The 19,092-nt window shown below is 74.0% G+C and carries 19 protein-coding genes; 16 read left to right on the top strand and 3 right to left on the bottom strand.

The genetic code is table 11. From position 1 onward, the window contains the following. Positions 1–255 precede the first annotated feature (255 nt). Together allB and alc are read left to right on the top strand one after the other, a co-directional pair. The gene (allB, locus tag ABT160_RS04205; protein ID WP_502984161.1) at positions 256–1,602 is read left to right on the top strand and encodes an allantoinase AllB; all 1,347 of its coding nucleotides are present in this window, start codon (positions 256–258) and stop codon (positions 1,600–1,602) included. A 4-nt stretch (positions 1,603–1,606) separates the two neighbouring features. Further along, positions 1,607–2,719 carry an allantoicase gene (gene alc / locus ABT160_RS04210; protein ID WP_351643302.1) on the top strand — a complete coding sequence of 371 codons (1,113 nt, stop codon included), beginning with the start codon at positions 1,607–1,609 and terminating at the stop codon, positions 2,717–2,719. A gap of 177 nt (positions 2,720–2,896) precedes the next feature. On the opposite strand, the gene ABT160_RS04215 is transcribed toward alc, so the two are convergent. Beyond that, the gene (locus tag ABT160_RS04215) at positions 2,897–3,706 is read right to left on the bottom strand and encodes an SDR family NAD(P)-dependent oxidoreductase (protein WP_351643304.1); all 810 of its coding nucleotides are present in this window, start codon (positions 3,704–3,706) and stop codon (positions 2,897–2,899) included. Positions 3,707–3,960: 254 nt separating this feature from the next. Here ABT160_RS04215 and ABT160_RS04220 point away from each other — a divergent pair, with 254 nt between their 5' ends. Beyond that, entirely contained in the window at positions 3,961–4,872 is a 912-nt protein-coding gene (locus ABT160_RS04220) for a DMT family transporter (protein ID WP_351643307.1), read from the top strand. 16 nt (positions 4,873–4,888) lie between these two features. On the opposite strand, the gene ABT160_RS04225 is transcribed toward ABT160_RS04220, so the two are convergent. Then, positions 4,889–5,101, bottom strand: a complete 213-nt coding sequence (locus ABT160_RS04225) for a hypothetical protein (protein WP_351643309.1) — start codon at positions 5,099–5,101, stop codon at positions 4,889–4,891. Between the two features lie 155 nt (positions 5,102–5,256). On the opposite strand from ABT160_RS04225, the gene ABT160_RS04230 reads away from it, so the two are divergent. The 3 genes from ABT160_RS04230 (at position 5,257) to ABT160_RS04240 (ending at position 8,421) form a co-directional block, all read left to right on the top strand. Continuing rightward, positions 5,257–6,486 (top strand): sensor histidine kinase, encoded by a 1,230-nt coding sequence (locus ABT160_RS04230; RefSeq protein WP_351643311.1) that lies wholly within the window; start codon positions 5,257–5,259, stop codon positions 6,484–6,486. Next, a complete protein-coding gene (locus ABT160_RS04235; RefSeq protein ID WP_351643312.1) occupies positions 6,483–7,163 on the top strand; it encodes a response regulator in 681 nt (226 codons plus the stop codon). Before ABT160_RS04230 ends, ABT160_RS04235 begins: the two co-directional genes overlap by 4 nt. Before the next feature lie 76 nt (positions 7,164–7,239). After that, positions 7,240–8,421, top strand: coding sequence for a cytochrome P450 family protein (locus tag ABT160_RS04240; RefSeq protein WP_351643313.1), 1,182 nt, complete (start codon positions 7,240–7,242; stop codon positions 8,419–8,421). A 125-nt stretch (positions 8,422–8,546) separates the two neighbouring features. On the opposite strand, the gene ABT160_RS04245 is transcribed toward ABT160_RS04240, so the two are convergent. Continuing rightward, the gene (locus tag ABT160_RS04245) at positions 8,547–9,551 is read right to left on the bottom strand and encodes a Gfo/Idh/MocA family protein (protein WP_351643315.1); all 1,005 of its coding nucleotides are present in this window, start codon (positions 9,549–9,551) and stop codon (positions 8,547–8,549) included. Positions 9,552–9,723: 172 nt separating this feature from the next. Between ABT160_RS04245 and ABT160_RS04250 the strand changes: the two genes are divergently transcribed. The 10 genes from ABT160_RS04250 (at position 9,724) to ABT160_RS04295 (ending at position 18,960) form a co-directional block, all read left to right on the top strand. Continuing rightward, entirely contained in the window at positions 9,724–10,443 is a 720-nt protein-coding gene (locus tag ABT160_RS04250) for a GntR family transcriptional regulator (RefSeq protein WP_351643675.1), read from the top strand. 314 nt (positions 10,444–10,757) lie between these two features. Next, a complete protein-coding gene (locus tag ABT160_RS04255) occupies positions 10,758–11,771 on the top strand; it encodes a sugar ABC transporter substrate-binding protein (protein WP_351643317.1) in 1,014 nt (337 codons plus the stop codon). Continuing rightward, complete coding sequence (locus ABT160_RS04260; protein ID WP_351643319.1) at positions 11,768–12,817, top strand: ABC transporter permease; 1,050 nt, start codon at positions 11,768–11,770, stop codon at positions 12,815–12,817. The genes ABT160_RS04255 and ABT160_RS04260 overlap by 4 nt, the downstream gene beginning before the upstream one ends. Continuing rightward, a complete protein-coding gene (locus ABT160_RS04265; RefSeq protein WP_351643321.1) occupies positions 12,784–13,632 on the top strand; it encodes an ATP-binding cassette domain-containing protein in 849 nt (282 codons plus the stop codon). Before ABT160_RS04260 ends, ABT160_RS04265 begins: the two co-directional genes overlap by 34 nt. Before the next feature lie 98 nt (positions 13,633–13,730). After that, positions 13,731–14,909 (top strand): ROK family glucokinase, encoded by a 1,179-nt coding sequence (locus ABT160_RS04270; protein ID WP_351643323.1) that lies wholly within the window; start codon positions 13,731–13,733, stop codon positions 14,907–14,909. After that, entirely contained in the window at positions 14,906–15,481 is a 576-nt protein-coding gene (locus ABT160_RS04275) for a hypothetical protein (protein WP_351643325.1), read from the top strand. Before ABT160_RS04270 ends, ABT160_RS04275 begins: the two co-directional genes overlap by 4 nt. A gap of 91 nt (positions 15,482–15,572) precedes the next feature. Next, on the top strand, positions 15,573–16,934 hold the full coding sequence (gene pcaDC, locus ABT160_RS04280; protein ID WP_351643326.1) for a bifunctional 3-oxoadipate enol-lactonase/4-carboxymuconolactone decarboxylase PcaDC: 1,362 nt from the start codon (positions 15,573–15,575) through the stop codon (positions 16,932–16,934). Positions 16,935–16,981: 47 nt separating this feature from the next. Continuing rightward, complete coding sequence (locus ABT160_RS04285) at positions 16,982–17,629, top strand: MBL fold metallo-hydrolase (RefSeq protein ID WP_351643327.1); 648 nt, start codon at positions 16,982–16,984, stop codon at positions 17,627–17,629. Between the two features lie 30 nt (positions 17,630–17,659). Then, positions 17,660–18,439, top strand: a complete 780-nt coding sequence (locus ABT160_RS04290; RefSeq protein ID WP_351643329.1) for an exodeoxyribonuclease III — start codon at positions 17,660–17,662, stop codon at positions 18,437–18,439. An 80-nt stretch (positions 18,440–18,519) separates the two neighbouring features. Beyond that, the gene (locus ABT160_RS04295; RefSeq protein WP_351643331.1) at positions 18,520–18,960 is read left to right on the top strand and encodes a DUF6278 family protein; all 441 of its coding nucleotides are present in this window, start codon (positions 18,520–18,522) and stop codon (positions 18,958–18,960) included. Positions 18,961–19,092 lie beyond the last annotated feature (132 nt).

Genomic DNA, 19,092 nt, shown 5'->3' on the forward strand with positions numbered 1-19,092 from the left:
GGCGGGGCGGCCCCCCTGTCGTGACCGGACCCGCCCTGTGTATAACTACGTTCTGCTCTGCGAAATTTCTATTCCACTTCATGGAAACGTCCAATCCGGCCCCTCCGGACCCCCGGAGGGCGCCCACGGGCGGCTCACGGGCGGCCCGCGGACCGCCCGTGGCGGCCCAGGGGGGTCTTGACGCAGGTCGGACGGAAGTTCAGACTCCTTCAACAGTTCGTTGAATTCCGCTGGCTGGAGGCTCGGGTGTCCGACGTGGACGACAAGGTGGTCGTGGACCTGGTACTGCGCTCGACGCGGGTGGTCACCCCCGAGGGGACCCGCCCCGCCTCGATCGCCGTGGCCGGCGGGCGGATCGCCGCCGTCCTGCCGTACGACGCGGAGGTGCCCGCGGGCGCCCGCCTGGAGGACGTCGGCGACCACGCCGTGCTCCCCGGCCTGGTCGACACCCACGTCCACGTGAACGACCCGGGCCGCACCGAGTGGGAGGGCTTCTGGACCGCGACGCGCGCGGCCGCCGCCGGCGGCATCACCACGCTCGTCGACATGCCCCTGAACTCCCTGCCGCCCACCACCACCGTCGGCAACCTGCGCGTCAAGCAGGACGTCGCCCGCAGCAAGGCGCACATCGACGTCGGCTTCTGGGGCGGCGCGCTGCCCGACAACGTCAAGGACCTTCGCCCGCTGCACGAGGCCGGCGTCTACGGCTTCAAGTGCTTCCTGTCGCCCTCGGGCGTGGACGAGTTCCCCGAGCTGGACGCCGATCACCTGGAGCGCTCCCTCGCGGAGGTCGCGAGCTTCGACGGCCTGATGATCGTGCACGCCGAGGACCCGCACGAGCTCGACGCGGCCCCGCACCTGACCGGCCCCAAGTACGCCGACTACCTGGCCACCCGGCCCAAGGTCTCGGAGAACTCCGCCATCGCCGGCCTGATCGCGGCCGCCAAGCGGACCGGCGCCCGGGTGCACGTCCTGCACCTGTCCTCCGCCGACGCCCTGCCGCTGATCGCCGAGGCCCGGCGCGAGGGCGTGCGGCTCACCGTCGAGACCTGCCCGCACTACCTCACCCTCACCGCCGAGGAAGTCCCCGACGGCGCCAGCGAGTTCAAGTGCTGCCCGCCGATCCGCGAGGCCGCCAACCAGGACCTGCTCTGGCAGGCGCTCGCCGACGGCACCGTGGACTGCGTCGTCACCGACCACTCGCCCTCCACCGCCGACCTGAAGACCGACGACTTCGCGACGGCCTGGGGCGGCATCTCCGGCCTCCAGCTCTCCCTCTCCGCGGTGTGGACCGAGGCGAGGAAGCGCGGGTACGGCCTGGAGGACGTCGTCCGCTGGATGTCCGCCGCCACCGCGAACCTCGTCGGCCTGGACCGCAAGGGCGCCATCGAGGCGGGCCGCGACGCCGACTTCGCCGTGCTCGCCCCCGACGAGACCTTCACCGTGGACCCGGCCGAGCTCCAGCACCGCAACCGCGTCACCGCGTACGCGGGCAAGACCCTGCACGGCGTCGTCAAGTCGACCTGGCTGCGCGGCGAGCGCATCCAGCACGACGGCGTCCTCGCCGACCCGGCCGGCCGACTGCTCGAAAGGAACAACTGACACCGTGAGCTCCATACCCTCCTTCACCGGTGACGCCAGCCCCTACGGCGGCGGCGACCCGTACGCCGACTACCGCACGGCCGACTTCCCCTTCACGCACCACGCCGACCTGGCCGACCGCCGCCTGGGCGCGGGCGTCATCGCCGCCAACGACGAGTTCTTCGCCGAGCGCGAGAACCTGCTGAAGCCGGAGCCCGCGGAGTTCGACCCGGAGCACTTCGGGCACAAGGGCAAGATCATGGACGGCTGGGAGACCCGCCGCCGGCGCGGCGTCTCGGCCGAGCAGCCGCACCCCACCGAGGACGACCACGACTGGGCGCTGGTGCGCCTGGGCGCCCCCGGCGTGATCCGCGGCATCGTGCTCGACACCGCGCACTTCCGCGGCAACTACCCGCAGGCCGTCTCCGTCGAGGCCACCTCGGTGGCGGGCTCCCCGTCGCCCGAGGACCTGCTCGCCGACGACGTGAAGTGGGTGACCCTGGTGCCCCGCACCAAGGTCGGCGGCCACGCGGCGAACGGCTTCGCCGTCGACGCCGAGCAGCGCTTCACGCACCTGCGCGTCAACCAGCACCCCGACGGCGGCATCGCCCGCCTGCGGGTGTACGGGGAGGTCGCCCCCGACCCCGCGTGGCTCGACGTGCTGGGCACCTTCGACCTGGTGGCCCTGGAGAACGGCGGCCGCGTCGAGGACGCCTCCGACCGCTTCTACTCGCCCGCCACCAACACCATCCAGCCGGGCCGCTCCCGCAAGATGGACGACGGCTGGGAGACCCGCCGCCGCCGCGACAAGGGCAACGACTGGATCCGCTACCAGCTGGTCGCGCACGCCGAGATCCGCGCCGTCGAGATCGACACCGCGTACCTCAAGGGCAACAGCGCGGGCTGGGCGGCGCTCTCGGTCTCCGACGACGCCGAGAACTGGACCGAGGTGCTGCCCCGCACCCGGCTGCAGCCCGACACCAACCACCGCTTCGTGCTGGACGCCCCGGCGGCGGGCAGCCACGTGCGGATCGACATCTACCCCGACGGCGGCATCTCGCGCCTGCGCCTGTTCGGCTCCCTCACCGAGTCCGGCAAGACGGCCCTGCGCGCCCGTCACCTGGAGCTGGGCGGCTAGACGACCCGCCCGTCGCGGGGCGCCCCGGGCCCGACAGCACCCGGGGCGCCCCGCACACCCTCTCCGGCCCGGTCGGGGGCCGGTCCCGCCCCGGGAGGCGGGGCCCGTCCGAAGGCCCCGCCTCCCCGGGCGTCCCCACCCGGAGGACACGGCGCGTCCCCACCCGGGAGCCACGGCCTACGCCGCGTGCCCGCCGTCCACCGCGACCTCGGCCCCGGTCATGTACGAGCCGCCGGGTCCCGCGAGGAAGCCCACCACCGAGGCCACCTCGTCCGGCGCCCCGAACCGCCCGAGCGCCGTCATCGCGGCCTGGCCCGCGGCCATCGGGCCGTCCGCCGGGTTCATGCCGGTGTCCACCGGCCCCGGGAGCACCAGGTTCGCGGTGATCCCGCGCTCGCCCAACTCCCGTGCCAGCGCCCGGTTCAGGCCCGAGAGCGCGGCCTTGCTCATCGCGTAGAGCGTGCCGCCCGCGCCGGGCACCCGCTGCGCCATGCACGAGCCGATCGTCACGATGCTCGCGCCGCGCCCCATCACCCCGGCCGCCGCCCGCGAGGCCAGGAACACCCCGCGCACGTTCACCGCGAGCACCTCGTCCACGTCGTCGGTGGTGAGGCCGCCGATCGGCCCGAGCCGCCCGACGCCCGCGTTGTTGACCAGTACGTCCAGCCGCCCGAACTCCGCGACGGCCCGCTCCACCGCCGCCACCGCCCCGTCCGCGTCCGCCGAATCGGCGCGCACGGCGAGCCCGCGGCGGCCCGTCGCGCCGATCTTGCGCACGACGTCGTGGGCGGCGTCCTCACCGCGTACGTACGTGATCACCACGTCCGCCCCCAGCGACGCCAGCCGCAGGGCCACCGCCGCGCCGATGCCCCGGCTCCCGCCGGTCACCACCGCGACCCGCCCGGCGAGCTCGCCCGCGCCCTCGAACCCGTACGCCCCGCTCCCGTCCGCGTCCTTCACGTACTTCGTGTTCGCCCTGTCCTTCATGTCCTTCTCCCTCGTCAGGTGGTCATCGGGTACCGCTCAGAAGTGGTTACGGGTTCAATCAAATCCGCGAGCGCCCCCCACCGCTGGCGGTGATCGGACACCGAGATCTCCCTGGCCCCGCCACCCGGCCCGGCGCTACCGTGATCACCCGCACGCCCAGCCCCCCGCGTCGCACACCACCCCGCACGCCACCCGCACCCCGCGCGAGCCGCCGAAGTCTCCGCACCGCCGCACCCGTTGGAGACCCCGCCCGCATGACCGCCGCCACCTCCGCCGTGCCCGCGCTCGCCCCCCGCCGTGCCTGGCTCACCGACCTGCCGATCCTCCTGGTCGCCGTCGTCTGGGGCACCAGCTACCTCGCCGCCAAGGGCATCACCACCGCGCACACCGTCATCGCCGTCCTGGTGCTGCGCTTCGCGGTCGTCCTGCCCGTCCTGGCCGTCGCCGGGTGGCGCGGGCTGCGTGCCCTGACCCCCGCCCAGTGGCGCGGGGCCGCCCTCCTCGGCCTCGTCCTGAGCGGGATCTTCCTGCTCGAGACGTACGGGGTCGTGCACACCTCCGCCACCAACGCCGGGCTCGTCATCAGCCTCACGATGATCTTCACCCCGCTCGCCGAGGCGGCCGTCACCCGCAGGCGGCCCCCGCGCGCCTTCCTCGCCGCCGCCGCGCTCTCCGTCACCGGGGTCGTCCTGCTCACCCAGGGCGCCGGGTTCAGCGCGCCGTCCGGCGGCGACCTGCTGATGCTGCTCGCCGCCCTCGCCCGTACCGTCCACGTCCTGGCCATGGCCCGGATGAAGTCCGTCGACGGCGCCGACCCGCTCTCCCTGACCACGGTCCAACTCGGCGCGTCCGTCGTCGTGTTCGCCCTGCTCGCCGCCATCGGCACCGGAGCGTCCCCGTGGACGGTCGCCACGGCCTTCGGTGCCCGCGAATGGGCCGGACTGCTGTTCCTGTCCGTCTTCTGCACGCTCTTCGCGTTCTTCACCCAGATGTGGGCGGTGCGCCGCAGCTCCCCGTCCCGGGTCAGCCTGCTCCTCGGTACGGAGCCGCTGTGGGCCGCCGCCGCGGGCATCGCCCTGGCCGGCGACCGCCCGGGCGCGGTCGGCCTGGCCGGCGCGGCACTCGTCCTGCTCGGCACCGCCTGGGGCCGCCGCGCCGCGGGCTGACCGGCCCGGCCCCCGGTCAGCGGCTCGCCCGCTCCGCCGCCGTCAGCGCCGCCACCCCCGCCACCGCCAGCACGATGTACGTGTACAGCTCCCGCCCCTGCACGAAGCCGATGTGCTCCACCAGGTGCCGGGTGAAGCCCATCACCGACCACCCGGTCAGCTCCCGGACCACCCCGCAGCCGCCCACGACCAGCAGTACCGTGCCCAATGCCTCCAGAACCTTCTTCATGCCCCGATCCTCGCCGCGCCGCCCGCGGCGGCGCGTCGGCCTTCGGGATGCGCCGCGCGCCGTGCGGCGCGCCGAAAGTAGCGACCCCCGCGACTTTGGTATCCGGGCCGCCGCGCACCCCGCCCCCGTCCGCCCCACCTGCGTAGATTGAGGGCATGAGGCACACCGAGCACCCGTGGCTGCTGCCGTCGGCCATGGCGGGCCCGCTCGACCCCGAGCTGCCCGCCGACCGGGCCCGGCGGCCCCGGCGCACCGTGCGCGACTGGGTCGTCGACACCCTCGTCTTCCTGCTCGCCGCGTTCATCGGGCTGCTCGCCAGCGACGCCACCGACAAGGTGGGCAACCCCGACCTCGTCGTCCTGCTCGACCAGGTGGTCGGCGCCGCCGCCTGCGCCGCCCTCTGGCTGCGCCGCCGCTGGCCGCTGGGCCTCTCGCTGGTCCTCACCGCGGTCGGCGTCGTCGCCCCGGTGGCGGCCGGCGCCTCGCTGCTCGGCCTGTTCAGCGTGGCCGTCCACCGGCCCTTCCGCCCCCAGGTCGCCCTCGCGTTCGGGGCCGGGCTCGTCGCCGCGGTGGCCCAGCCGTTCATCCGCCCCGACCCCACGACCGGCCTCTGGGCCAACGTGGTCACCGGACTCGTCATGATGCTCCTGGTCACCGGCTGGGGCATGCTCGTACGCTCCCGGCGCCAGCTGGTCGTCGCCCTGCGCGAACGCGCGCTGCGCGCCGAGTCCGAGGCCGAGCTGCGCGCCGAACAGGCCCAGCAGCGCGCCCGCGAGGCCATCGCCCGCGAGATGCACGACGTGCTCGCCCACCGGCTCACCCTGCTCAGCGTGCACGCGGGCGCCCTGGAGTTCCGCCCCGACGCGCCCCCGGCCCAGGTCGCCCGGGCCGCCGGGGTCATCCGCGACAGTGCCCACGAGGCCCTCCAGGACCTGCGCCAGATCATCGGCGTGCTGCGCGCCCCCGGCTCCGGCGAGGAGGGCGACCGCCCCCAGCCGACCCTGGCCACCCTGGACGCGCTGGTCGCCGAGTCCCGCGCGGCCGGCATGAAGGTCGCCCTGGACGTCGCCGTCGCCGACCCCGCCGCGGTGCCCGCCGCCACCGGCCGCACCGCCTACCGGATCGCCCAGGAGGCCCTGACCAACGCCCGCAAGCACGCCCCCGGCACCGAGGTCACCGTCACCGTGCGCGGCCGCGCGGGCGACGGCCTCACCGTCGAGGTCGCCAACCCGGCCCCCGACGGCCCCGTCCCGCCCGTCCCCGGCTCCGGCCAGGGCCTGATCGGGCTCACCGAGCGCGCCACCCTCGCGGGCGGGCGCCTCGACCACGGCCGCACCCCCGACGGCGGTTTCGCCGTCCGCTCCTGGCTACCGTGGCACCCATGACCATCCGGCTGCTCATCGTCGACGACGACCCGCTGGTGCGCGCGGGACTCACCTTCATGTTCGGCGGCGCCGACGACATCGAGATCGTCGGGGAGGGAGCCGACGGCTCCGAAGTCCCCGCGCTCGCCGACGCGCTGGCCCCCGACGTCGTCCTGATGGACGTCCGGATGCCCGGCGTCGACGGACTCACCGCCACCGAACGCCTGCGGGCCCGCCCCGGCGCCCCCGAGGTCGTCGTGCTCACCACCTTCCACGCCGACGAGCAGGTGCTGCGCGCCCTGCGCGCCGGTGCCGCCGGGTTCGTCCTCAAGGACACCCCGCCCGCCGAGATCGTCGCCGCGGTACGGCGGGTGGCCGCGGGCGACCCGGTGCTCTCGCCCACCGTGACCCGGCAGTTGATGACCCACGTGGCCGAGGCCCCGTCCGGCGAGCCGGAGCCCGCGCGCCGCACGGCCGCCCTGGAACGCCTCGCCCGGCTCGCCGAGCGCGAGCGCGAGGTGGCGCTCGCCGTCGGGCGCGGCCAGTCCAACGCGGAGATCGCCGGGTCCCTCTACATGAGCGTGCCCACGGTCAAGACCCACGTCTCGCGCACCCTGGCCAAGCTGGACCTCAACAACCGCGTCCAGATCGCGCTCCTGGTCCACGACGCGGGGCTGCTGGACGACGAGGACGCGTAACGGCACCCGTACGGCGCGTACGGGTACGGGTGGCGGCTTTAGCCCCTCCGTACCGACCGGTGCGTACGCTGGCCCGATGGCCGTCATCGAACTGGGGGAGTACGGGGCGGACTTCACCGCCGATCCGTACCCCTACTACGACAAGCTCCGCACCCAGGGACCCGTCCACGAGGTCGTCGGCACCGGCGGCGAACGCTTCTGGCTGGTCGTCGGGCACGCCGAGGCGCGGGCCGCGCTCACCGACCCCCGGCTGTCCAAGTCCGCCGCGCGCGGCGGCTTCGAGATGCTCGACGAGCAGGTGATCGGCCCGCACCTGCTGGCCGTCGACCCGCCCGACCACACCCGGCTGCGGTCCCTGGTGGCGCGGGAGTTCACCGCGCGCCGCGTCGAGGCCCTGCGCCCGCGCGTGCAGGCGATCACCGACGGACTGCTGGACGCCGTGGTCCCCGCCGGGCGCGCCGACCTGGTCGACGCGCTGGCCTTCCCGCTGCCCATCACCGTCATCTGCGAACTGCTCGGCGTCCCGGCCGCCGACCGGGACGCCTTCCGCGCCTGGTCCAACGAGATCGTCGCGCCGACCGCGGCGAACGCCGAGGGCGAGGCGGTGTACGCGCTGGGCGCCTACCTCACCGAACTGATCGAGGACAAGCGCCGCGCGGGCCCGGCCGACGACCTGCTGTCCGCGCTGCTGCGCACCCGCGCCGAGGACGGCGACCGGCTCTCCGCGCCCGAACTGCGCGCCCTGGCCTACCTGTTGCTGATCGCGGGCCATGAGACGACGGTGAACCTGATCGCCAACGGGGTACGGGCCCTGCTCACCCACCCCGACCAGCTCACCCTGCTCCAATCCGACCTCGACGGGCTGCTGGACGGCGCGGTGGAGGAGATGCTGCGCTACGACGGCCCGGTGGAGACGGGGACCTTCCGCTTCGCCACCGAGCCGGTGGCGTACGGGGACACGGTGGTCCCGGCCGGGGCGGCGGTGCTGGTGGGGCTGGCGGCGGGCAGCCGCGACCCCGCGCGGTTCGCGGACCCGGACCGCTTCGACATCCGCCGCGAGCCGCGCGGGCACCTGGGCTTCGGGCACGGCATCCACTTCTGCCTGGGCGCGCCGCTGGCCCGCCTGGAGGCGAAGGTGGCGCTACGGTCGCTGCTGACCCGCTGCCCGGGGTTGGCGCTGGACGCGGAGCCGGGGGAACTCGAATGGCTCCCGGGCCTCCTGATCCGGGGAACCCGCACCTTGCCGGTGCGCTGGTAGCCCCGCACGTCGGGGGCCTCGCCCACGCCCACGTTGTGCCCACCCGTTCCGCCCCAGCGGAACGTATGCCCACAACGCGGGGTGGGCGCCCGCAACGTGGCGGGGGCCCACAACGCCCTGGCCCGTCAGCCCCCCGGGATCTCCGCCATGCGCACCACCCTGCGCTCCCGCCGCGAGAGCTCGCACGCCTCGGCCACCCGCAGCGCCCGCAGCGCCTCCTCGCCGTCGCACGGGTTGGCCGCCTCCCCGCGCACCACCGCCACGAACGCCGCCAGCTCCGCCTCGTACGCCGGGGCGAACCGCTCCAGGAACCCCGGCCAGGGCTTCCCCGGCGCGCCGTGCCCCTGCGGCTCCACCGAGGTCAGCGGGGTGCGGTCGTCCAGGCCCACCGCGATCTGGTCCAGCTCCCCGGCGAGCTCCATCCGCACGTCGTACCCGGCCCCGTTGCACCGGGTGGCCGTCGCCGTGGCCAGCGTCCCGTCGTCCAGGGTGAGCAGCACCGCCGCCGTGTCCACGTCACCCGCCGCGCGGAACACCGGGGGCCCCGCGTCCGATCCGGTCGCGTACACCTCCGCCACCTCGCGCCCGGTCACCCAGCGCAGCACGTCGAAGTCGTGGACCAGGCAGTCGCGGTAGAGGCCGCCGGAGAGCGGCAGGTACGCGGCCGGGGGCGGGGCCGGGTCGGAGGTGGCGGCGCGCACGGTGTGCAGCCGGCCCAGGCGCCCGGAGCGCACGGCGTCGCGGGCGGCGGCGTACCCGGCGTCGAAGCGGCGCATGAACCCCAGCTGCAGGACCGTCCCCGCGTCGCGCACCTCCCGCAGCGCGCCGAGCGTGCCCGGCAGGTCCAGGGCGATCGGCTTCTCGCAGAAGGCGGGCAGCCCGGCGCGGGCGGCGCGGGCGATCAGGCCGGCGTGCGAGGCGGTCGCGGAGGTGATGGCCACGGCGTCGAGGCCGGCGGCGAAGAGCGCGTCGGGGCCGTCGGCGACGGCGGCGCCGGTGAGGGCGGCGACCCCGGCCGCCCTGGCCGGGTCGGCGTCCGTGACGACGAGCGCCTCCACCTGCGGATGGCGTGCCAGGACCGCCGCGTGGAAGGCGCCGATGCGTCCCGTTCCGATCAGTCCGATGCGCATGGCCCCAAGGTGCTGGGCCCCCGGGATCCTGTCAAGGGTTTGTCCTGACAACCGGACTTCACGACTTCCCGTCATGTTGTCCTGCCGTTACGCTCGCCCCGTGCCCAAGCCGTCCAGACCAGCCAGCGCCCCCGCCGCGTCCGCCGCCCCGGCCGCCCGGCTCCGGCTGAGCGTGGACCGCACCAGCCCGGTCCCGCTCTACTTCCAGCTGTCCCAGCAGCTGGAGGCGGCCATCGAGACCGGCGAACTCACCCCGGGCAGCCACCTGGGCAACGAGATCGACCTCGCCCAGCGCCTCGGCCTGTCCCGCCCCACCGTCCGCCAGGCCATCCAGGCGCTGGTCGACAAGGGCCTGCTGGTCCGCCGCCGGGGCGTGGGCACCCAGGTCGTGCACAGCCAGGTCAAGCGCCCGCTGGAGCTCAGCAGCCTGTACGACGACCTGGAGGCGGCCGGGCAGCGCCCCGCCACCCTGCTCCTGGCGCACCGCGTCGAGCCGGCCACCGCCGAGGTCGCGGCGGCCCTGGGGGTGCCCGAGGGCAGTGACGTGCGGTACGTGGAGCGGCTGCGCCGCAGCCACGACGAGCCGATCGCCCGGCTGCGCAACCACCTGCCGCTGGACCTGCTCGACCTGGACCGCGACCAGCTGGAGGCCACCGGCCTGTACCGGCTGATGCGCGGCGCGGGCATCACCCTGCACAGCGCCCGCCAGCGGGTCGGCGCCCGGGCCGCCACCGGGCCGGAGGCGGAGCTGCTCGCCGAGGAGCCGGGCGCGCCGCTGCTGACGATGGCGCGCACCACCTTCGACGACACGGGCCGCGCGGTGGAGTTCGGCTCGCACCTGTACCGGGCGTCCCGGTACGCCTTCGAGTTCCAGCTCCTCGTCCGGCCCTGACCGGGTCCCGCAGGCCCGTGTCCGTACGCCTCGTGCCCGTACGCGCGTCCTCGCGTAAGAATGTTCGGACAAAGCATTGACGGGTCACGCCCGTGGCCGTAGAAACTCCCCAGCCGCACTCCGGCGGCCGGGCAGAGGGGCGGACCCGCGATGCGCACAGCCGGCACCCACGGGCGGGGGCGCGCCGTCCGCCGACGGCACCCGATGACCACTCCGGCACGACCCATGACCGATACTTGGGCGGCCGGGCCCGGCGCATCGCGCGCAGCGGACCCCGGTCGCACCGAGGAGTACAGCAAGAAGGGCTCGACGTCGTGACGGTTCGAAATGGGGTACGCGCGCTCGGCGCGGTACTCGCGGCAGTGCTCGGGGCGTCGCTGGTCGGGTGCAGTGCCACCGGCGGCAAGCGTGCCGAGGACGCCCGCAAGGCGGAGCAGGCCCAGGCGGGCCGGGCGGCCGTGTCCACCCCGAAGTGGACCTTCGCGATGGTCACCCACTCGGGCGATGGCGACACCTTCTGGGACATCGTCCAGAACGGCGCCAAGCAGGCGGCCGCCAAGGACAACATCAACTTCCTGTACGCGCACAGCGCCGAGGGGCAGCAGCAGGCCCAGCTGGTCGACTCCTACGTCAGCAAGAAGGTCGACGGCCTGATCGTCACGCTGGCCAAGCCGGACGCCATGAAGGACGCGGTGGCCCGGGCCCGCAAGGCGGGCATCCCGGTGATCACCGTGAACTCGGGCTCCGAGCAGTCCAAGGCGTTCGGCGCGCTCAGCCACATCGGGCAGGACGAGACCATCGCCGGCGAGGCCGTCGGCGACGAGCTGGGCAAGCGGGGCAAGAAGAAGGCCCTGTGCGTCCTGCACGAGCAGGGCAACGTCGGCCACGAGCAGCGCTGCGCCGGGGCGAAGAAGACCTTCGACGGCGAGATGCAGAACCTGTACGTCACCGGCACCAACATGCCCGACGTCCAGGCGACCATCGAGGCCAAGCTCCAGTCCGACAAGGACATCGACGCCGTGGTGACCCTCGGCGCGCCCTTCGCCGACGCCGCCGTCCAGGCGAAGAAGTCCGCCGGGTCGAAGGCCGAGGTCGACACCTTCGACCTGAACGCCAAGGTCGCCGGCGCGCTCAAGGCCGGGACGCTCGGCTTCGCCGTCGACCAGCAGCCCTACCTCCAGGGGTACGAGGCCGTGGACCTGCTCTGGCTCAACCGCTACAACGCCGACGTCCTCGGCGGCGGGCGGCCGGTGCTCACCGGCCCCCAGATCATCACCGGCGACGACGCCGGGGCCCTGCTGGCCTACACGGAGCGGGGCACCCGATGAGCACGACCGCGCCCCCCGCCGAGGACGCGGCCGACGAGCGGCTGCTGACGGCCTCCCCGGCGAAGAAGCTGCTGGGCCGCCCCGAGCTGGGCTCGGTGGTCGGCGCGCTGGCCGTCTTCGTCTTCTTCTCGGTCGTCGCCGACAGCTTCCTGCGGGCCTCCAGCCTGGGCACCGTGCTGTACGCGGCCTCCACCATCGGGATCATGGCGGTGCCGGTGGCGCTGCTGATGATCGGCGGCGAGTTCGACCTGTCGGCCGGTGTGATGGTGACCAGCTCGGCGCTGGTCTCCTCGATGTTCAGCTACCAGATGACGGCGAACGTCTGGGTCGGCGTGCTGGTCTCCCTGCTGGTCACGCTGGCCTTCGGGGTCTTCAACGGCTTCATGCTGACCCGTACCAAGCTGCCCAGCTTCATCATCACGCTGGGCACCTTCCTGATGCTCACGGGCCTGAACCTGGGCCTGACCAAGCTGATCAGCGGCACCGTCTCCACCAAGTCGATCGACGACATGGAGGGCTTCGGCTCCGCCCGGGCGCTGTTCGCCTCCCAGTGGCGGATCGGCGGGGTGGAGCTGAAGGTCACCGTCCTGTGGTGGTTCGCCCTGGTGGCCCTGGCCACCTGGATCCTGCTGCGCACCCGCTTCGGCAACTGGATCTTCGCGGTGGGCGGCGGCGCGGACGCGGCCCGCGCGGTCGGCGTCCCGGTCTTCCGCACCAAGATCGGCCTGTACATGGGCGTGGCGTTCTGCGCCTGGGTCTCGGGCCAGCACCTGCTGTTCTCGTACAACGTGGTGCAGTCCGGCGAGGGCGTCGGCAACGAGCTGATCTACATCATCGCCGCCGTCATCGGCGGCTGCCTGATCACCGGCGGGTACGGCTCCGCCATCGGCTCGGCGGTCGGCGCGTTCATCTTCGGCATGACGAGCAAGGGCATCGTCTACGCGGAGTGGAACCCCGACTGGTTCAAGTTCTTCCTCGGAGCGATGCTCCTGTTGGCGACCCTGCTGAACGCATGGGTCCGCAAGCGGGCGGAGGCGACCAAGTGACGGCGCTCGTGGAGCTGGACGACGTCAGCAAGTACTACGGCAACATCCGCGCCCTCGAAGGGGTCTCCCTGGAGGTGCACGCGGGCGAGATCTCCTGCGTGCTCGGCGACAACGGCGCGGGCAAGTCCACCCTCATCAAGATCATCGCGGGGCTGCACCGGCACGACGCCGGCCGCTTCCTGATCGAGGGCGAGGAGGTGGCCCTGGCCAACCCGCGCGACGCCCTGGACCGGGGCATCGCCACCGTCTACCAGGACCTCGCCGTGGTCCCGCTGATGCCCGTCTGGCGCAACTTCTTCCTCGGCTCCGAGCCCACCAGGGGCAAGGGCCCCTTCAAGCGGCTCGACGTGGAGCTGATGCGCGAGACCACCCGCACCGAGCTGCTGCGCATGGGCATCGACCTGCGCGACGTCGACCAGCCGATCGGCACCCTCTCGGGCGGCGAGCGGCAGTGCGTGGCGATCGCCCGCGCCGTCCACTTCGGCGCCAAGGTCCTCGTCCTGGACGAGCCCACCGCCGCGCTCGGCGTGAAGCAGTCCGGCGTGGTCCTGAAGTACGTCGCCGCCGCCCGCGACGCCGGTCTCGGTGTGGTCCTCATCACCCACAACCCCCACCACGCCTACCTGGTCGGCGACCGCTTCGTGCTCCTCAAGCGCGGCGCGATGTTCGGCAGCCACGTCAAGGACGGCATCACGCTGGACGAACTCACCCGCCAGATGGCGGGCGGCAGCGAGCTGGAGGACCTGCGCCACGAGCTGGAGCGGGCCGCCGCGCCCACCCACGTCGGCGGCCGTCCCGTCGACGGCGCGCAGTAGGGGTCGCCCGCCCCGGCCCGTACCGGATGGCAGAATCGGACACCGGCGGACGCCGTCCGCCGCCGGTGACCGGCCCCCCACGAGACCCCGCAGGGACGATGAGCACGTACCGCGACCTGAACGACCGGGGCTCGGCCCGGGCCACCGTCCTGCGCACCGTCGGCACCCGCGAGCGCCGCTCGCACCTGTCGGCGCCCCGCGTGCCCACGGTCGGCATCGACATCGGCGGCACCAAGGTGATGGCGGGCGTCGTCGACGCCGACGGCACCATCCTGGAGAAGATCAAGACCGAGACGCCGGACAAGTCCAAGAGCGCCAAGGTCGTCGAGGACACCATCACCGAGCTGGTCCTGGACCTCTCCGACCGGCACGACGTGCACGCCGTCGGCATCGGCGCCGCCGGCTGGGTCGACGCCGACCGGGCGAGGGTCCTCTTCGCCCCGCACCTGGCCTGGCGCAACGAGCCGCTGCGCGACTCCCTCCAGGCCCGCCTCGCCGTCCCCGTCATGGTCGACAACGACGCCAACACCGCCGCCTGGGCCGAGTGGCGCTTCGGCGCCGGACGCGGCGAGGACCACCTCGTCATGATCACCCTCGGCACCGGCATCGGCGGCGCCATCCTGGAGGACGGCCGGGTCAAGCGCGGCAAGTACGGCGTCGCGGGGGAGTTCGGGCACATGCAGGTGGTGCCCGGCGGCCACCGCTGCCCGTGCGGCAACCGGGGCTGCTGGGAGCAGTACAGCTCCGGCAACGCCCTGGTCCGCGAGGCCCGCGAGCTCGCGGCGGCCGACTCCCCGGTCGCGTACGGCATCATCGAGCGGGTCAAGGGCCAGATCCCCGACATCAGCGGACCGCTCATCACCGAGCTGGCCCGCGAGGGCGACGCCATGTGCGTCGAACTGCTCCAGGACATCGGCCAGTGGCTCGGCGTCGGCATCGCCAACCTCGCCGCCGCCCTCGACCCGTCCTGCTTCGTCATCGGCGGCGGCGTCAGCGCCGCCGACGACCTGCTCATCGGCCCCGCGCGGGACGCCTTCCGGCGCCACCTCACCGGCCGCGGCTACCGCCCCGAGGCCCGCATCGCCAAGGCCCAGCTCGGCCCCGAGGCCGGCATGGTCGGCGCCGCCGACCTGGCCCGGCTGGTCGCCCGCCGCTTCCGGCGCGCCAACCGGCGCCGCGTCGAGCGCCACGAGCGGTACGAGCGCTACGCCCAGGCCCTGCGCAACGGCGGCTCCGCCCGCGCCTCCCGCACCACCCCCCAGGAACCCCAGCCATGACCGTGCCCCACCAGCCCTCCTCCCCGGACAGCCCCGCCAAGCCCCCGGAGGACCGGCGCCACAGGATCCGCCGCCGCTGGCTGACGGCGATCATCATCGTGCTGCTCGTCGGCGTCCCGGCGGGCTACCTGGCGATCTCCGCCGAACAGAGCCGTGACAGCGGGCGCGACAAGGAGGCCGAGTCCTCGGCCACCGGGCTGCAGGACTCCTGGCCGTCCAAGATGAAGCGCCGCGTCTTCGAGGTGCCCATCCCGGCCCGCTCCACCGACGTCGCCTACTACGAGACCAGCAACTGGAAGACCAGCCGGCTGTACGTGCAGTTCACGACGTCGGGCCCGGGCCTGGACACCTTCCTGGGCGGCGTGGGCACCAGCCGCGACGCGCTGGAGGCCGGCCGGATCTCCATCGGGCACAAGGACGCCTCCGTGGTGGGCTGGAGCTTCCCGCCCGAACAGGACTGGGCGGGCACCACGCACGAGCAGAAGGACCCCCGCCCCACCCTGGACATCACGGTCGACCTGACCGACCCGGCGATGCCCCGGGTGTACGTGGTCTCCACGACGTCCCCCTAGCGAGCCTGCCGGACCCCGCCGCACCGCCCCGATCCGGCCGGATCGGGGCCCGGACCGGAGCGCCGCCGTCCGCCTCATTACCCTGGAGCGGATGAGTGAGACGCAGACGCCCCAGACGCAGACGCCGCAGACGCCCGAAGACGCCGAGCCGCTCGGAGCCGCCGCAGCACCGGCCCTCCAGTACCGCTTCGACGGCCCCGAGGACGCCCCCGTCCTCGTCCTGGGCCCCTCGCTCGGCACCACCTGGCACATGTGGGACCGCCAGGTCCCCGACCTGGCCCGGCAGTGGCGCGTGCTCCGCTACGACCTGCCCGGCCACGGCGGCTCCGCCGCCCAGCCCGCCGCCTCCGTCGCCGAGCTCACCGGCCGCCTGCTCGCCCTGCTCGACGAGCTCGGCGTGGCCACCTTCGGCTACGCGGGCTGCTCGCTGGGCGGCGCGATCGGCGCCGACCTGGCCCTGCGCGCCCCGCACCGGGTGGCCTCGCTCGCCCTGGTCGCCGCCTCGCCCCGGTTCGGCACCGCCGACGAGTACCGCCAGCGCGGCGTGATCGTCCGCACCAACGGCCTCGACCCGATCTCCCGCACCGCGCCCGAGCGCTGGTTCACCCCCGGCTTCGCCGCCGCCCAGCCCGCCATCGTCGACTGGGCCGTGCAGATGGTCCGCACCACCGACCCCGGCTGCTACATCGCCGCCTGCGAGGCGCTGGCCGCCTTCGACGTGCGCGCCGACCTCGGCCGCATAGGTGTGCCCACGCTGGTCCTGGTCGGCTCCGAGGACCAGGTCACCGGCCCCGCCGAGGCCCGCACCCTGGTGGCCGGGATCCCGGACGCGCGCCTCGCCGTGGTGCCGGGCGCCAGCCACCTGACCCCGGTCGAGCAGCCGGCGGCCGTCACCGACCTGCTCGTACGGCACTTCTCGACGTCCTGGCAGGACACCCTGTCCGCCGTCCCCGCGCCGCCCGCCCCGGTCGCCGTGCCGGCCCCCGTCGCCCCGCCGGCGCCGTTCCCGGCCGCGGAGGAGCCCGCCGAGCCGGTGCCCGCCGGGCCCGTCCAGCCGGCGCCGGCCGCTCGCCCCGACCCGTACGAGGCGGGCATGAAGGTGCGCCGCGAGGTCCTGGGCGACGCCCACGTGGACCGGGCCACCGAGGGCGCCGACGGGTTCGGCGCCGACTTCCAGGAGCTGATCACCCGCTACGCCTGGGGCGAGGTGTGGACCCGAGAGGGCCTGGACCGGCGCACCCGCAGCGTGGTCACCCTCACCGCGCTCGTGGCGGGCGGCCACCTGGAGGAGCTCGCCTTCCACACCCGCGCGGCCCTGCGCAACGGCCTGGCCCCCGAGGAGATCCGCGAGGTCCTCATCCAGACCGCGGTCTACTGCGGGGTCCCGGCGGCGAACTCCGCCTTCCGGGTCGCCCAGCAGGTCATCCGCGAGGAGACCACCCCGCAGGACTGACCGGCCCGGCGGGACCGACAGGACCGGACGGGCGAGGCCGTAGCAGGATGGGTCCCATGAGCCTGAAGCTGACGAAGAAGACCCACTCCTGCGTCCGCGTCGAGAAGGACGGCCGCGCCCTCGTCATCGACCCCGGCGTCTTCAGCGAGGAGGACGCCGCGGTCGGCGCCGACGCGGTCCTCGTCACCCACGAGCACCCCGACCACTTCCACGAGGGCCGGCTGCGCGCGGCCCTGGGGGCGGACCCGGGCCTTGAGGTGTTCACGCTGCGCAGCGTCGCCGAGCAGCTCGCCGCGGCCTTCCCCGGCCGGGTGCGCACCGTCGGGCACGGCGACGCGTTCCGGGCGGCCGGGTTCGACGTCCAGGTGCACGGCGAGCTGCACGCGGTGATCCACCCGGACATTCCGCGGATCACCAACATCGGCTTCCTGGTGGACGGTTCGCTCTTCCACCCCGGTGACGCGCTCACCGTCCCCGACCACCCGGTCGACACCCTGATGCTCCCGGTGCACGCGCCCTGGAACAAGATCTCCGAAGTGATCGACTACGTACGGGAGGTCAAGCCGCGCCGTGCCATCGACATCCACGACGCGCTGCTGACCGAGCTGGCCCGGCCGGTCTACGACCGCCAGATCGGTGAACTGGGCGGCGCCCCGCACGGCCGCCTGGCCCCCGGGGACAGCACCGACCTGTGACTGTCGTACCCGGCCGTTAGGCTTCGTCCCATGCGCATCGCGACCTGGAACGTGAACTCGATCACCGCTCGGCTGCCCCGGCTGCTGGCCTGGCTGGAGAACAGCGGCACGGACGTGCTCTGCATCCAGGAGACCAAGTGCTCCGCCGAGCAGTTCCCCGCCGACGAGCTCCGCGAGCTGGGGTACGAGTCGGCGGTCAACGCGACCGGGCGGTGGAACGGCGTGGCGCTGGTCTCCCGGGTCGGCCTGGAGGACGTGGTCAAGGGCCTGCCCGGCGGCCCGGACTACGAGGGCGCCCAGGAGCCCCGCGCCATCTCGGCGACCTGCGGCGGCGCGCGCGTCTGGTCGGTCTACGTGCCCAACGGCCGTGAGGTGGCCCACGAGCACTACGCGTACAAGCTGCGCTGGTTCGAGGCGCTGAAGGCCGCGGTGGCCGAGGACGCGGCGGGCGCCCGGCCGTTCGCGGTGCTCGGCGACTTCAACGTGGCGCCCGAGGACGCGGACGTGTGGGACGTCAAGCCCTTCGAGGGCGCCACGCACGTGACCGAGCAGGAGCGGGCCGCGCTGGCCGCGCTGCGCGAGGCGGGCCTGTCCGACGTGTTCCCGCGCGCGCTGAAGTACGACAGGCCGTTCACCTTCTGGGACTACCGCGAGCTGGGCTTCCCCAAGAACAAGGGCATGCGCATCGACCTGGTGTACGCGAACGGCGCGTTCCGGGACGCGGTGAGCGACGCCTACGTGGACCGCGAGGAGCGCAAGGGCAAGGGCGCGTCCGACCACGCGCCGGTCGTCGTCGACCTGGACCTCTGAGCCGTGCCTCGCCCGATCGTGGGGGCGGACTCCAGCGTGCCCAGTGGTGCCTTCGGCGGTGGGAGTGCGAGGCTGTTCGGATGAACATCGCATTCTGGGAGAACTGGCGGCGGCGGCAGGGTGAAACGGGGGCGCGGCCGCTGGCCGCGGTCTTCACCGAGGACCCCGAGGGCATCACCGAACTCTTCTCCGAGTGCGAGCTGCTGCGCGCCAGGGCCCAGGAGTCCGGGGTCGAACTGGACGACACCCAGGGCTCGTTGGAGGCCCTCGACCAGCTGCCGCCGCGCTGGCGCGACGACCCGGAGGAGCTGCCCTGGCTGGGCAACGACGCGGGCCTGTACCTGGGCACCGTGATCGTGCGCACCGTGGCGGGCTCCGCGTGGCACGTGTGGCCCGGCGGGCACCCGGTGGTGCGGCTCGCCTCGGGGCGCGAGATCGACGTGGTGGAGGCGGGCCAGGAGTGGGCCGGCTCGGGCGCGCCCGAGCTGTCGCAGGTGTACGCGGAGGCGTCCGAGGGCTGAATCGGCCCGGCGCGCCCGGGCATCGGGCCGCGCCTCCCTCCTTTGCAGTAAATACGGCTTATGCCCCATTTATGCGTGTCGGGTGTGAAGTCCCTTTTCGGGGTGGATAGTTTGCGCTGACCTGACACAGCT

This window comes from Streptomyces sp. NPDC001941 (assembly GCF_040296945.1).
In the GTDB taxonomy this organism is placed as follows: Bacteria; Actinomycetota; Actinomycetes; order Streptomycetales; family Streptomycetaceae; genus Streptomyces.